Below are 13,934 nucleotides of genomic sequence, written 5' to 3'. Positions count from 1 at the left end.
GGAGTTGTGATATTATAACATTCGTTAATTTCTGCAACCCCTAAAATAGTCATGATAAATTTGGTTGAGCTCGAACATATTTCTGTTTTTTTCGGACAGCGGCGTGTCCTGAATGATATCTCTCTGTCGTTAACGGCTGGGCGGATCATGACGCTGCTGGGACCCAATGGCGCGGGTAAATCTACCCTGGTCCGTGTGGTACTCGGGCTGGTTAAGCCTGATACCGGGCTTATCAAATGCGATAATAATCTGCGTATTGGGTATGTGCCTCAGAAACTGCATCTGGATATCACCCTCCCCTTAACCGTCGATCGCTTTATGCGCTTACGCCCCGGTGTCAAAAAAGCGGATATCCTGCCTGCTCTGCAACGCGTGCAGGCAGCTCACCTGCTTAATGCCCCGATGCAAAAGCTATCCGGGGGGGAAAATCAGCGTGTATTACTGGCGCGTGCTCTGCTGAATAAACCGCAATTACTGGTATTAGATGAACCTACCCAAGGCGTAGATGTGAACGGACAGCTATCGCTGTATAACTTGATTGATAAGCTGCGTCATGAACTGGGCTGTGCGGTATTAATGGTGTCCCATGACCTGCATCTGGTGATGGCCAAAACGGATGATGTACTATGCTTGAATCAACATATTTGTTGTTCTGGCACGCCCGAAGTCGTTTCGACTCACCCTGAATTTATCTCCATGTTTGGCCCCGTCGGTGCTGAACAACTCGCGGTTTATCGTCATCACCATAATCATCGTCACGATTTGCACGGTCGCATCATTCTGCGCAAAGGAAAGAGTCAGTCATGATTGAGCTATTACTTCCCGGCTGGCTGGCCGGTATTCTGCTTGCTTGTGCCGCAGGCCCTCTCGGCTCTTTTGTCGTCTGGCGTCGGATGTCCTATTTTGGCGATACGCTGGCGCATGCTTCGCTATTAGGTGTCGCTTTTGGTTTGTTGCTTAACGTTAATCCATTCTATGCGGTTATCGCTGTCACTTTATTGATGGCGCTGGGACTGGTATGGCTGGAAAGAAGGCCGCATCTGGCTATCGATACTCTGCTGGGTATTATGGCCCACAGTGCCCTCTCCTTAGGTCTGGTCGTCGTCAGTTTGATGGGGAATGTGCGGGTCGATTTAATGGCTTATTTGTTTGGCGATCTGCTATCAGTCACGTTGGACGATATCATCACCATCGCCTCAGGTGTTGCTATCGTATGCGGAGTCCTGGCCTGGCAGTGGCGTAATTTACTGGCTATGACCATCAGTCCCGATCTCGCTCATGTTGATGGCGTCAATCTGCAACGAACCAAAATGCTGCTCATGCTAATAACGGCACTGACCATTGGTGTGGCAATGAAGTTTGTTGGTGCGCTGATTATTACCTCGTTATTGATAATCCCCGCAGCCACCGCACGACGTTTTGCCCGTACGCCAGAACAGATGGCCGCCGTGGCAGTATTGACAGGAATGATTTCAGTGACAGGCGGACTGGCATTTTCTGCTCTGTATGACACCCCCGCCGGACCATCGGTGGTACTGGCCTCTGCGGTGCTCTTTATTCTCTCTATGTTGAAAAAGCAGAGTGCGTGAATCACCAGTAAAACCGTCAGGTAAGGAAAAAATTATGATAACGTTTCGCCCAATGCGCGAGGATGAATATCCCGCTTACCTGACGTATTTTATTGCTGATTATGCGCAGGAAATTACCTCAAACTATCGCCTGTCTCTTGATGATTCACGGCTCAGGGCTAAACAAGAAATCGCCGAAGACCTTCCTGACGGTGTGCATACCCCCGGACAAGTTTTACTCTGTCTGACGGTTAGCCCTGGGCAAAAAGAACAGCATGTGGGGTATCTCTGGTACAAGCCGGATACCGCCATGCGAACGGTATTTATCTATGATTTTCATATTTTTAATGACTATCAGGGACAGGGATTGGGTAAAAAAGCCCTTCAGGCTCTTGAGAAAAATTTGCGTGAACAGAATTTTCAGCAAATTCGTTTACGTGTTGCCGGAGACAATAGCCGGGCACAACACGTCTATGAAAAAAGTGGTTTCGGTGTTACAGGGATCAATATGAGCAAAACCATAACAGACTGAGCAGAAAGCAAGCGCCGGTACTGCTCTTACTATACTGGCTCAGCGATGAGACAAGTAACCTGATGCACTGTATTCAGTATCATGATGGGAATGACTGCTCACAAAGAGGATAAAGTCGGCAACACTTACCGGCCGCGAAAACAGGAATCCTTGAAAAACAGTACAGCCATACTCTTTCATAATTGACCATTGATAAGGTGTTTCTATTCCCTCAGCCACCACTTCTAATCCTAACTCAGTACCCATTCTGGCAATATTTCTCGCAATAACGACGCCTTTAGTATTAGTACTGGCGCCCGTGACAAAACTACGATCGATCTTAATTTGATTAAGCGGCAGCTTACGCAAGGTACTTAAGGCAGAAAAACCGGTCCCGAAATCATCGAGTGCGAACGTAAAACCAGCAGCTGCTAATTCATCCATTTTAGCGGCAACAATATGGGGTTCGGAAATAAAGACACTTTCCGTCAATTCCAGACGCACTTGTCGGCAAGGTATGTTTTTGACTTGCGCCTGCTGGAGTAACTTACGCACAAAATCAGGCTGCATAAAATGATCGGTGGTGATATTAATTGACACTGTTAAATGACGTGTCTCTGCATTTTCTTGCCACCGCAGTAAATCGTTAAAGGCCTGAGCAATTACCCACTCACCAATCATTGGCATCATCCCAGCCTGTTGGGCGTCAGGGATAAATGTCACAGGTGAAATTAACCCGGAGGATGGATGATTCCAGCGAATAAGCGCTTCCGCTCCAGTGACTCTGCCTTTCAGGTTAACCACGGGTTGATATAAAAGAATGAACTGATCGTTGTATAAGGCATTCTGGATAGCCTTGACACTCTTCTTTCTTTTAGAAAAATCAGTATGCATAGCCACAATCACACCGACAAATAATAGCGTGGAAAGCAACGGATTTATCCACGAACTCACCATCTGAAAATGCCGGACGGTGCTATTATCCATCGATAAAAAATGGACATTACTGCTGAATAAAATAAATAACACCAAGCTGATTAAAATAATAAAAATTTGAAATTTTGACTTCGTTTGCTGATAACTAATATAACCTACCAAGGCTATCGTCGGAATATATAAGTGGGTGCTTCGCTGGAACAGCTGATTTGAAACATCGTATCGATAGCAGAAAAAACCGACAAACAATAAGCAGGTAATTTGTGCAATGAGCAGGCTACGGAAAAAAAGACCACGCATTGCCATAACCCAGCAGGGAAGCGTAACAAAGGCGAGAATAATTAGCGATACGGCAAGATCCCACTCCTTTGACCAGATAAAGTAGCTAAACCAGCCGAGAGCAATCGCCACAGCGGTATATGCCGCGATACGACACAGATAAGTCGCGTGAGCCGCTGCCGGAATAAAAGCTGAGGATATGTGAGGCATTATATTATTCGTTCCTTATACGCTTACCCATATCTGTTGATATTTGCCAGTCGTTGGTCTGTTCAGGAAACAACTGGAGCAGCCCACACTCTGCACCCAAAACGATTCGGGCGGCCTACTGAAAACCTGTCTCCCTCCGGAGATATCATTATTTTCCACCAGTCATATACAAGTCATTTGCAGCCTGACAGCTAGAATTGTAAGTATAGAGGATACTTACAATTGCTACAGACTTAAAGATATTCGCGAAGGTTTCTGGAGACTTAGAGCAGAAAATATCAGAAACGTAGCATCAGAGTTGATGCCACGTAATCGGGAGGAGATTCCTTTTTATACTCTCTTTAAGGCATTTCAGGCGGGGTAATACCAAAGTGGCTCCAGGCCCTTGGCGTGGTGATTCGTCCTCTCGGTGTTCGTTGCAAGAAGCCTTGCTGAATTAAAAAGGGTTCTAGCACATCTTCGATAGTTTCTCGTTCTTCACCAATGGCCGCCGCAAGGTTATCCAGGCCAACCGGACCGCCGAGGAACTTATCAATCACTGCCAACAGCAGTTTGCGATCCATATAGTCGAAGCCTTCGCTATCGACATTGAGCATATCAAGAGCCTGAGAGGCCACTTCTGCGCTGATGACGCCATCATAACGTACCTCGGCGAAATCTCGCACCCGGCGTAACAGGCGGTTGGCAATTCGCGGTGTGCCTCGTGCACGGCGGGCAATTTCCAGCGCACCCTCTTCGCTCATCTCCAGGCCCAGTACTGCAGCGCTACGTCCGACGATATGCTGAAGATCGGCAACCTGATAGAACTCAAGTCGCTGGACGATACCAAAACGGTCGCGTAACGGTGAAGTCAGTGAACCGGCACGCGTGGTTGCTCCGACCAGAGTGAAGGGCGGCAAGTCTATTTTAATCGAACGTGCTGCAGGGCCTTCACCAATCATAATATCCAGCTGATAATCCTCCATCGCCGGATAGAGTACTTCTTCAACTACCGGCGACAAGCGATGGATCTCATCAATAAACAGCACATCATGGGGTTCGAGGTTGGTCAGCATCGCCGCCAGGTCGCCGGCTTTTTCCAGCACCGGGCCAGAAGTCGTACGCAAGTTAACGCCCATTTCATTAGCAACAATGTTCGCCAACGTGGTTTTACCGAGCCCGGGCGGGCCAAAGATCAACAGATGATCGAGGGCATCACCGCGCAGTTTCGCCGCCTGGATAAAAATTTCCATCTGCGAGCGGACATGGGGCTGCCCCACATAGTCAGACAGCTGCTTAGGACGGATGGCCCTGTCGATTAACTCATCCGGGGTGATAGTTCCGGATGAGACCAGACGGTCTGCTTCAATCATTCTTTACCTCACAGCGCTGCGCGAAGTGCTTCGCGGATCAGCGTTTCGCAATCTGCACCGCTACGTGCAACTTTGCTTATCATACGACTCGCTTCCTGGGGTTTATAACCTAAAGAGACCAGGGCAGCAACAGCTTCGGCTTCGCTGTCATCCGCAATACCACTCTCTGGCGCAGTCAGAACCAGTTCGGTAGTCGGGGTAAACAGATCACCATGCATACCTTTGAAGCGATCTTTCATCTCTACCACCAGGCGTTCGGCGGTCTTTTTACCGACACCCGGCAGTTTTATCAGCGAAACGGAGTCTTCACGTTCAACGGCGCTGACAAATTGTTGAGCGGACATACCCGAAAGAATAGCCAGTGCCAGCTTTGGGCCGACACCGTTGACTTTAATCAACTCGCGGAACAGAGTACGTTCTTGTTTGTTATTGAAACCAAACAATAAATGAGCATCTTCACGCACCACGAAATGGGTAAAGACTAAGGCTTCAGAACCAATGTCCGGGAGTTCATAGAAGCAAGTCATCGGCATATGAATTTCATAACCCACCCCACCCACTTCAAGTAATACCAGCGGGGGCTGTTTTTCCAGAACAAAGCCTCTGAGTCTACCTATCACATTACGCTCCTGGGAATTCCCCGTTTAAAAAATATCTGTCCGTTATACACCCAAGTAACTTGAAGTATCACGAGTATACTGCATGATATAAAAAAGGCTGGATGAATATCCAGCCTTTTTTATTTTAATCGTCCTCGCGCCAGATTCAGTCGCGAAGAGCTTATATGCGCAGCATTCTGTGTCACATGGCAGTGGGTAATCGCGATAGCCAGCGCATCTGCAGCATCTGCCTGCGGATTAGAGGGAAGTTTTAGCAGCATACGCACCATATGCTGTACCTGGCTTTTCTCCGCACTACCGGTTCCGACCACTGTCTGTTTCACCTGACGGGCTGCATACTCAAATACCGGTAACTCCGCATTAACCGCAGCAACAATGGCTACCCCACGCGCCTGTCCCAGTTTTAGTGCTGAATCCGCATTCTTCGCCATAAACACTTGTTCAATGGCAAAATAATCCGGCTGAAACTGCGTGATTAATTCACTTACCCCGGCGTAGATAATCTTTAAACGCGAGGGTAAGTCAGTGACTTGTGTACGAATACAACCGCTGCCCAGATAGCTCAGTTGTCGACCGGTCTGGCGAATAACGCCATAACCCGTGATACGTGAACCCGGATCGATACCGATAATAATCGCCATCACTTATCACCTTCAAGCGGGCATCTTGCCCGGCAGAACCCCATTAAAGGGTTGCCGCCACCTCGTCAGAAATTTCACCGTTATGGTAAACTTCCTGAACATCATCACAGTCTTCCAGCATATCGATCAGACGCAGCAGTTTCGGTGCGTTGTCAGCATCAAGATCGGCTTTGGTCGATGGGATCATCGAAACTTCAGCGTTGTCCGCTTTCAGGCCGGCAGCTTCCAGAGCATCTTTCACCGCACCCATATCTTCCCACGCGGTATAAACATCAATCGCGCCGTCATCAAAAGTCACAACATCTTCAGCGCCAGCTTCAAGCGCGGCTTCCATAATCTGATCTTCATCGCCCGCTTCAAAGGAGATAATCCCCTTTTTGCTGAACAGATAGGCAACTGAACCATCAGTACCCAGATTTCCGCCGCATTTGTTGAAGGCATGGCGCACTTCAGCCACGGTACGATTGCGGTTATCACTCAGGCATTCAACCATGACCGCAGATCCACCCGGGCCATATCCTTCATAGATGATGGTTTCCATATTGGCATCATCATCCCCCCCCACACCACGAGCGATAGCACGGTTCAGGGTGTCACGTGTCATATTATTAGACAGTGCTTTATCTATTGCTGCACGCAGACGTGGGTTGGAACCTGCATCTCCGCCACCCAGACGGGCCGCGGTCACCAGCTCACGAATAATCTTTGTGAAAATTTTACCGCGTTTCGCATCTTGCGCAGCTTTACGGTGCTTTGTGTTGGCCCACTTGCTATGACCTGCCATAAAAATCTCCAAAAAACGCCTGTATCAGGCGGCATCAATAATAAATTCTTCTATCGCCATTCGGTTGCTCCATGACTTTGTCATTCGAGCCGCTTCGATTGCCGGTACCCATTTCCAGTCCAGATGCTCACTAATGATAATCGGGCGTTCATGGGGAAGTGCCAGCGTAAACCACGATTCTGTGTTACGCGTCACTCCCGGTGCGTAGCGATGACGTAAATGCGTAAAAATTTCAAATTCCACGCAGCGCTGACAATCAACCAAGGGCAGAAGCTCTTCGACGGCATCGATAGCAACTTCCTCTTTTACCTCTCGCTGAGCAGCAGACAGCGCGTCCTCCCCCTCTTCTATACTGCCAGTAACCGACTGCCAGAAGTCAGGATCATCGCGCCGCTGTAGCATCAGCACCCGTTTCGTATCTTGTGCGAAAATAACCACCAGAATAGAAACGGGACGCTTATAACTCATTAGTTTTTCTCTGCTTTTTTAATCACTTCAATACCCAGTTCAGCCAGAGCAACAGTGTTAGCAAAACTGGGTGCTTCAGTCATCAGGCAGGCTGCAGCAGTCGTTTTCGGGAACGCAATTACGTCACGGATGTTCTCGGTACCGGTTAACAGCATTGTCAGACGATCCAGGCCAAACGCCAGTCCAGCATGAGGTGGAGTACCGTATTTCAGGGCATCGAGCAGGAAGCCGAATTTCTCACGCTGTTCTTGCTCATTGATACCCAGGATACCAAATACTGTCTGCTGCATCAGTTCATGGTGGATACGCACTGAACCGCCGCCCACTTCGTAGCCGTTAATCACCATATCGTAAGCATTAGCAATCGCCGTTTCTGGTTCAGCAGCTAACTCTTCAGCCAGCATATCACGTGGTGCAGTAAATGGATGGTGCATCGCACTCAGGCCGCCCTCGCCATTATCTTCAAACATTGGGAAGTCGATGACCCACAGTGGCGCCCATTTGCTTTCATCTGTCAGGTTCAGGTCTTTACCAATTTTCAGACGCAGTGCACCCAGCGCATCGGATACCACACGTTTATTATCAGCGCCAAAGAAAATTATATCACCATCAGCGGCGTTGGTTCGCGTCAGGATAGCTTCCACAATAGTGGCATCGAGGAATTTAGCGACCGGACTGGTAATACCTTCCAGACCTTTCGCTCGCTCATTGACCTTGATATACGCCAAACCTTTCGCGCCGTAAATTTCGATAAACTTGCCATAATCGTCGATCTGTTTACGGCTTAGCTGTGCGCCACCCGGTACACGCAGGGCAGCAACACGGCCTTTCGCGTCATTCGCCGGGCCAGAGAAAACTTTGAATTCGACATCTTTGAGCAGGTCGGCAACGTCCACCAGCTCCATTGGGTTGCGCAAATCGGGTTTATCAGAACCATAACGACGGTCTGCTTCCGCAAACGTCATAACCGGGAAATCACCAAGATCAACGTTTTTGATATCCAGCCACAGATGGCGAACCAGTTTTTCCATAATTTCACGCACTTGAGGTGCGGTCATAAAGGAGGTTTCAACATCTATTTGGGTAAATTCTGGCTGACGGTCGGCTCGTAAATCTTCATCACGGAAGCATTTTACAATTTGATAATAACGGTCAAAACCCGACATCATCAGCAACTGTTTAAACAGCTGTGGGGACTGTGGTAGCGCGTAGAATTTACCTTTATGTACGCGGCTCGGTACCAGGTAGTCACGCGCACCTTCTGGCGTGGCTTTGGTCAGCATAGGGGTTTCAATATCAAGGAAACCGTGCTCATCCATAAAGCTACGTACTTTGCTGGTTATCTTCGCACGGGTTTTCAGGCGATTCGCCATTTCCGGACGACGCAGGTCAAGGTAGCGATACTTCAGACGCGCTTCTTCGGTGTTAACGTGGTTGGAGTCCAGCGGTAGCGGCTCGGAACGGTTGATAATGGTCAGTTCAGCCGCTAACACTTCAACTTCACCTGTAGCCATATCTTTGTTGATATTTTTCTCGTCACGCGCACGAACGGTACCGGTCACCTGGATGCAGAACTCATTACGCAGCTCAGCAGCACGCGCGAGGGTTTCCTGTCCATCAGGATCGAAAAACACCTGCACGATCCCTTCGCGATCGCGCATATCAATAAAGATAAGACTTCCCAAGTCACGGCGACGATTAACCCATCCACAAAGTGTTACTTGCTGTCCCACATGAGTGGCATTAAGCTGCCCACAATATACTGTACGCATTAGAAATTCCTTAATTAGCTGCGCGCGACCCGTCACCTGCGAAGCAGGCACTTTGGTGGCAACTCTGTCGACTATCACGACTGACTGAAAAAAGGGGGCTATTATACTGGAAATAATGGCGCACGATAAGTCCGAAACCACTACGCTGGCAGAATCATCCCGGTAAGTTGATAATTCTCATAAAATTTAACAAAATTTACCGGGATAACACTCTCGACCAAGCGTAATGTCTTGTTCAATCAGAATCAAACTGGAGTGTGATATGACGATTTTTAATACAAAGCACAGAGCACTGGTCGTGATTGATTTACAGGAAGGCATTTTACCTTTTGCAGGTGGTCCAAGACAGGCAAATGAGGTGGTCGATAATGCCGCAGCTCTGGCAAGAAAATGCCGCGAAACCGGTGTACCTGTTTTTCTGGTGCGTGTCGGCTGGTCAGCTGATTTTATCGAAGCCCTGAAACAGCCTGTTGACGCCCCTAATCCCGCTCATGCCCTGCCGGATAACTGGTGGCAACCGCCAGAAGCACTGGGGCAAGAAGAGAGTGATATTGTGGTGATAAAACGCCAGTGGGGAGCCTTCTATGGTACTGACCTCGAGCTTCAGTTACGTCGTCGCGGTATCGACACCATTATCTTATGCGGTATTTCGACCAATATTGGCGTCGAGTCTACGGCCCGTCATGCCTGGGAGCTGGGATTTTCGCTGGTGATAGCAGAAGATGCCTGTAGTGCAGGTAGTACCGAACAGCACCTGGGCAGTATCAATAATATATTCCCACGAATTGCCAGGGTGCGAAGCTGCGAGGAGATTATTACCGCATTATGATATATCTAGGCCTTCCACAATGGCAGCACCCTAAATGGGCACGAGCAGGGATCGCATCTCTCGCTGACTATGCCCGCTATTTTAATTGTGTGGAAGGCAACACCACCCTTTATGCTTTGCCCAATCAGGAGCGTGTTTTACGCTGGCGCGATATGACCAGCGATGATTTCCGCTTCTGCTTTAAATTTCCGGCCACAATTACTCATCAGGCGGCACTGAGCCACTGCGATGATTTACGTGATGATTTCTTCACATGCCTGGCCCCACTGGCAAACCGTATTGGTCAGTACTGGCTACAGCTTCCGGCCACCTTCTCTCCGGCTGACTTGCCCAAATTATGGCACTTTCTTGACCATCTGCCTGATACGTTTACCTATGGTGTTGAAGTACGCCATCCGGCTTTTTTTGACAAAGGCGAAGATGAGCGCGCATTAAATCGTGGCCTGCACCAAAGGCAGGTGAACCGCGTTATTCTCGACAGTCGCCCTGTGCATCTGGCTATTGCTCGTAACGAAGCCATGCGCGAGGCGCAGCGTAAAAAACCCAGACTCCCGGTCCATGCGATTATGACCGCCAGCAATCCATTAGTCCGTTTTATTGGCAGTGCCGATAAAGAGCAAAGTAGTGAATTATTTACTGTCTGGTTAGATAAGCTTGCTGAATGGGCAACTCAAGGTACTCCTTACCTGTTCCTTCATACCGCTGATATTGGCGAGGTCCATTCACTACTCCACCGATTATGGCCCCAGCTACAACAGCGCTTTCCTTGCCTCACTCCCCCACCCGCATTCGCTGAGCAGGCTTCTCTTTTTTGAACCCGGGCACTGATTAAATCCTGTTATTAGCGATATTTTTGACCTGCACTTCTAACAAACCGGTCACTTCGGACTGTATTCAGAAGCGCTGTTCAATCAAGGAAACGCTTTTACCAGACCATAAATAGATAATTTTATCTTTGCTAGATTGATATCGCCCAACCCTACAAGTGAAAATATCAGGCACTTGCATTTTATCGTTTGGGAATTTTTCAGGCTCGGGAAGATTCAATTTCATAAAATAATCTTCACATGAAATTACAATTGCACTAAACACACCCATAGTGCAATGTTATCACGAAAGTAGATATTTATTAGCATCAGGAGGAAAATAGATACATCAAAGCCACAATTACAACGACTGCGCAACAAATAAAAACACTCCCAGTGAACGAACTTAATGAATTTAAATAGCCATTACTAAATTCATTTACCTTTCTTATGGCATCCTTCTCATTATCAGCCTCTACTTCAACATGATGCTTTGTGAAACCAAACTGTTTCAAATCTTTAATTGTTGAACGCGTAACGAGCTTTTTCGGGATTGCTTTAGATTCATTATCCTTGATAAAAACAACATATTTTTCCATTGTTCCCTCCTTGAATAACAGATAGTTGAATCTGTGCCTTTCAATTATAATTACCGAATAGTTTCAGGGGAGCCATTTCGTTCATTGCCAGAACAATCAGCAGACTTACTTCCCCATAAACCATATGTACCAGAGCCACTACCGTAAAGGGCATCTGTTGATGAATCTTTTTGTAATCCGTTGCCACCTTTACTATTGTTATTCTCTTCTGAAGCCTGCAGCTATTATTACTGGAACCACAAAATTCACCAACCCCTCCAACAAACACATCTGATTGTTTCGATATGGCTTATTTAAAAATATCACCTTTCTTTAATTTTTTAGTAACATTCTCTTTATGAGGATTATTTTAAATTTATACTCTGAAAAACCTATTTGCAATCATTATAGTTTAAATATTTTTAGCTGTTATATATCATTCACTTAACCGCACTATCTTCATGGCTTTGAGGCTGTCACTCTAACAAATTAAGGAAATATCCTAAAAGTCGATAATTAATTCCATTGCTAACTTAATATTAGCTCGATAAATACCACCAACCTTACTGTTTGAAACAGAAGTGTTAGTGGTATTAAGGGGGAATAATTTTAGGCCGGGTTAATCACTTTCCATCTGCTACCATCAGACATATACATTATGTGCTGGCCCTTGTTTATCTTTGTAACAGAGCCGTTTACATGAACAGCTGAACTAGAACCTGCGCGATGATCTACAAATATTGATTTCCATTTTAGCGTGTGAGGCTCCGGGAAATAAATATTTGGTGCCCAATGACCATCCTGAGAGCGAATAGCTACCAAGTCGACTTTGTTCAAAGCGTTAGATATGGTTTCTGCGGTCAAGTGGTTATCGTTGACAATCGATACTATAGGTGCGTTTGGGGAAGCCATTGCACGAAGATTGCTGATGGTATTGATGCATGCATCACCATTACATGCAGCTTGTATCACATAAGGATCATTGCAATTTCCATAGGTATAGGAACTCTGCTCTGCGTTTGTTTTGTCATCGCCTATTGGGTTCAGAAAAATTGAGCTTTGAGCCCCCATCACATAACAGGAAGAAAGCTGCTCATTCTCTTGGGAATATTCTTCAACAAAACCGGAAGATGAGTATAGCTTACCGAATGTATCTGGAATTTCGATAACACCAACCGTTGTAGCTGTACCATCCATCAAATCGGTCACTGTCCCTGTAACCAGATTTCCATTTTTGGAAACATCTAATTTGTACTGATGTCCAATTTTCCATGGCACAACAATCTGGCATTGAACTCCAGAACCTTCGTGATCGAAGTAACTACACACACCACTCTTCCATCCTTTTGCCTTCCAGATAGAATAATTAAAGGCATGAACACCGTCGCCCCGGTTTTGTAAACCAATATACCCAGCATCTCCATTTTTAAAATAAAACTGATTTACCCAGTAGTATTTGGAGCCTGTTCCTCCATCGTTATTTATCTGCTGAAAGAACGATAATTTATTAAATTCTGAGTTGACAGGCCATGAATGACTTACCGAAACGATCCCACCAGCTACAACTGCATGACTTAAAGGGCTAAACAGAAATAACAACGGGACTAACAGTTTTTTTTTTGATTCTATAGCTCATGATTTAATTCCTTATTTAAATTCAATGAAATCAGACTCACCGTTACCAATATAAAAATACTGGATTAATTAAATAAGAACAATATTGTAATTGGCATTAAGGATTGTTCTGCGAGAAACTACGCAACCTGTACCGATGGAATGTCCGGAGAAAAAAGGCCATACTTTATGTCATGATATGGGGATACCCCGGAAACGTTGCAAAGACATATATATCCTGATGACCAATGGTGATCTGACGGTATAAATCTACTCAGCATGACATAATTTCTGTTGCCGGAAAATCTGGGGTTCCGGCGTAGATCCCCTCTGGTCGCAACTATCAGACTTAATTATTTTTTATAGACTTCTGTCCTGCCGGATTGGAAGGGTAATATTTGAAGAACATCCGGTGACTGAAAAGGCGAAAGAGGAAGCGATTAAGATAAAATACAGACTTTTCTTATACATAGAGTATTCCTCATGTTGGGGAAAAATTTGTATGACACACTAAGCATAGACATTCAGAAACGTACCGCATCTAAGGAATATCTTAAAAATGCATCTAATGGTCCGATGACATCCCCTCTGTTCATGTGGCCAGACCCAGTGTGCCACGACACAGCACACGTCTCTTTTCTGAGCCCTGGCGACAGAACCCGCGTTGCACGTTATGATAGGAGGGCGAACGCTGTATTTATGGGGTTTCTATGATTTGCGCGCTGTATGCCGTGATTACTGCTTTAATGCTGATTATATAGGGGGATGTTACTGACTTCATTTCCATATCATCTACAGAATCGATCATTAACATTGCTACCAAATCGAGTACTACGAGGTAGTCAACTTAAATTATTCACATTATTGCTCTTTCATATCTATATATCGTACGAACAATCCACTATTTCAGAACATTTTGATTCTATTTACTTCTTTCCTAAAGAGACTCGTTTCCAAGATTCAGAC

The 13,934-nt window shown here is 46.4% G+C and carries 14 protein-coding genes; 5 read left to right on the top strand and 9 right to left on the bottom strand.

Features of this window, described 5'->3' with window-relative positions:
• Positions 1-51: 51 nt before the first annotated feature.
• The 3 genes from znuC to Q1A40_RS17480 are packed head-to-tail and all read left to right on the top strand — an operon-like array spanning position 52 to position 2,100.
• Positions 52-807 (top strand): zinc ABC transporter ATP-binding protein ZnuC, encoded by a 756-nt coding sequence (gene znuC, locus Q1A40_RS17490; protein ID WP_300002616.1) that lies wholly within the window; start codon positions 52-54, stop codon positions 805-807.
• Complete coding sequence (gene znuB, locus Q1A40_RS17485; RefSeq protein ID WP_300002613.1) at positions 804-1,589, top strand: zinc ABC transporter permease subunit ZnuB; 786 nt, start codon at positions 804-806, stop codon at positions 1,587-1,589. The genes znuC and znuB overlap by 4 nt, the downstream gene beginning before the upstream one ends.
• A 34-nt stretch (positions 1,590-1,623) precedes the next feature.
• Positions 1,624-2,100 carry a GNAT family N-acetyltransferase gene (locus Q1A40_RS17480; protein ID WP_300002610.1) on the top strand — a complete coding sequence of 159 codons (477 nt, stop codon included), beginning with the start codon at positions 1,624-1,626 and terminating at the stop codon, positions 2,098-2,100.
• 39 nt (positions 2,101-2,139) lie between these two features.
• On the opposite strand, the gene Q1A40_RS17475 is transcribed toward Q1A40_RS17480, so the two are convergent.
• The 7 genes from Q1A40_RS17475 to aspS form a co-directional block, all read right to left on the bottom strand.
• Entirely contained in the window at positions 2,140-3,504 is a 1,365-nt protein-coding gene (locus Q1A40_RS17475; RefSeq protein ID WP_300002606.1) for a bifunctional diguanylate cyclase/phosphodiesterase, read from the bottom strand.
• A 341-nt stretch (positions 3,505-3,845) separates the two neighbouring features.
• Positions 3,846-4,856, bottom strand: a complete 1,011-nt coding sequence (gene ruvB / locus Q1A40_RS17470) for a Holliday junction branch migration DNA helicase RuvB (protein WP_300002603.1) — start codon at positions 4,854-4,856, stop codon at positions 3,846-3,848.
• An 8-nt stretch (positions 4,857-4,864) separates the two neighbouring features.
• Positions 4,865-5,476, bottom strand: coding sequence for a Holliday junction branch migration protein RuvA (ruvA, locus tag Q1A40_RS17465; protein WP_300002601.1), 612 nt, complete (start codon positions 5,474-5,476; stop codon positions 4,865-4,867).
• A gap of 119 nt (positions 5,477-5,595) precedes the next feature.
• Positions 5,596-6,117, bottom strand: a complete 522-nt coding sequence (gene ruvC, locus Q1A40_RS17460; protein WP_300002598.1) for a crossover junction endodeoxyribonuclease RuvC — start codon at positions 6,115-6,117, stop codon at positions 5,596-5,598.
• Positions 6,118-6,160: 43 nt separating this feature from the next.
• A complete protein-coding gene (locus Q1A40_RS17455) occupies positions 6,161-6,901 on the bottom strand; it encodes a YebC/PmpR family DNA-binding transcriptional regulator (protein ID WP_300002596.1) in 741 nt (246 codons plus the stop codon).
• A 24-nt stretch (positions 6,902-6,925) separates the two neighbouring features.
• The gene (gene nudB, locus Q1A40_RS17450; RefSeq protein ID WP_300002593.1) at positions 6,926-7,369 is read right to left on the bottom strand and encodes a dihydroneopterin triphosphate diphosphatase; all 444 of its coding nucleotides are present in this window, start codon (positions 7,367-7,369) and stop codon (positions 6,926-6,928) included.
• Positions 7,369-9,141, bottom strand: a complete 1,773-nt coding sequence (gene aspS, locus Q1A40_RS17445; RefSeq protein WP_300002590.1) for an aspartate--tRNA ligase — start codon at positions 9,139-9,141, stop codon at positions 7,369-7,371. Before aspS ends, nudB begins: the two co-directional genes overlap by 1 nt.
• A 262-nt stretch (positions 9,142-9,403) precedes the next feature.
• On the opposite strand from aspS, the gene Q1A40_RS17440 reads away from it, so the two are divergent.
• On the top strand, positions 9,404-9,970 hold the full coding sequence (locus Q1A40_RS17440; protein WP_300002587.1) for a hydrolase: 567 nt from the start codon (positions 9,404-9,406) through the stop codon (positions 9,968-9,970).
• Positions 9,967-10,785, top strand: coding sequence for a DUF72 domain-containing protein (locus tag Q1A40_RS17435; RefSeq protein ID WP_300002584.1), 819 nt, complete (start codon positions 9,967-9,969; stop codon positions 10,783-10,785). Before Q1A40_RS17440 ends, Q1A40_RS17435 begins: the two co-directional genes overlap by 4 nt.
• A 320-nt stretch (positions 10,786-11,105) precedes the next feature.
• Here the strand turns inward: Q1A40_RS17435 and Q1A40_RS17430 are convergent, their stop codons facing one another.
• Together Q1A40_RS17430 and Q1A40_RS17425 are read right to left on the bottom strand one after the other, a co-directional pair.
• Positions 11,106-11,375 carry a hypothetical protein gene (locus Q1A40_RS17430; RefSeq protein ID WP_300002582.1) on the bottom strand — a complete coding sequence of 90 codons (270 nt, stop codon included), beginning with the start codon at positions 11,373-11,375 and terminating at the stop codon, positions 11,106-11,108.
• Positions 11,376-11,963: 588 nt separating this feature from the next.
• Positions 11,964-12,953: a DUF3472 domain-containing protein gene (locus Q1A40_RS17425; RefSeq protein ID WP_300002579.1), complete on the bottom strand. Its 990-nt coding sequence runs from the start codon at positions 12,951-12,953 to the stop codon at positions 11,964-11,966.
• Positions 12,954-13,934: the final 981 nt, after the last annotated feature.

Origin of the sequence: uncultured Cedecea sp. (genome assembly GCF_947498825.1) — a bacterium.
In the GTDB taxonomy this organism is placed as follows: Bacteria; Pseudomonadota; Gammaproteobacteria; order Enterobacterales; family Enterobacteriaceae; genus JGM124.
This window is presented reverse-complemented; position numbering and strand designations above follow the sequence as displayed.

Bases quoted from the DNA above. Each gene is read 5' to 3' on its own strand.
- Q1A40_RS17455 (WP_300002596.1), bottom strand. From the start codon at position 6,901: ATGGCAGGTCATAGCAAGTGGGCCAACACAAAGCACCGTAAAGCTGCG.
- Q1A40_RS17475 (WP_300002606.1), bottom strand. From the start codon at position 3,504: ATGCCTCACATATCCTCAGCTTTTATTCCGGCAGCGGCTCACGCGACT.
- Q1A40_RS17480 (WP_300002610.1), top strand. From the start codon at position 1,624: ATGATAACGTTTCGCCCAATGCGCGAGGATGAATATCCCGCTTACCTG.
- Q1A40_RS17435 (WP_300002584.1), top strand. From the start codon at position 9,967: ATGATATATCTAGGCCTTCCACAATGGCAGCACCCTAAATGGGCACGA.
- nudB (WP_300002593.1), bottom strand. From the start codon at position 7,369: ATGAGTTATAAGCGTCCCGTTTCTATTCTGGTGGTTATTTTCGCACAA.
- aspS (WP_300002590.1), bottom strand. From the start codon at position 9,141: ATGCGTACAGTATATTGTGGGCAGCTTAATGCCACTCATGTGGGACAG.
- ruvB (WP_300002603.1), bottom strand. From the start codon at position 4,856: ATGATTGAAGCAGACCGTCTGGTCTCATCCGGAACTATCACCCCGGAT.
- ruvC (WP_300002598.1), bottom strand. From the start codon at position 6,117: ATGGCGATTATTATCGGTATCGATCCGGGTTCACGTATCACGGGTTAT.
- Q1A40_RS17440 (WP_300002587.1), top strand. From the start codon at position 9,404: ATGACGATTTTTAATACAAAGCACAGAGCACTGGTCGTGATTGATTTA.
- znuC (WP_300002616.1), top strand. From the start codon at position 52: ATGATAAATTTGGTTGAGCTCGAACATATTTCTGTTTTTTTCGGACAG.
- Q1A40_RS17430 (WP_300002582.1), bottom strand. From the start codon at position 11,375: ATGGAAAAATATGTTGTTTTTATCAAGGATAATGAATCTAAAGCAATC.
- znuB (WP_300002613.1), top strand. From the start codon at position 804: ATGATTGAGCTATTACTTCCCGGCTGGCTGGCCGGTATTCTGCTTGCT.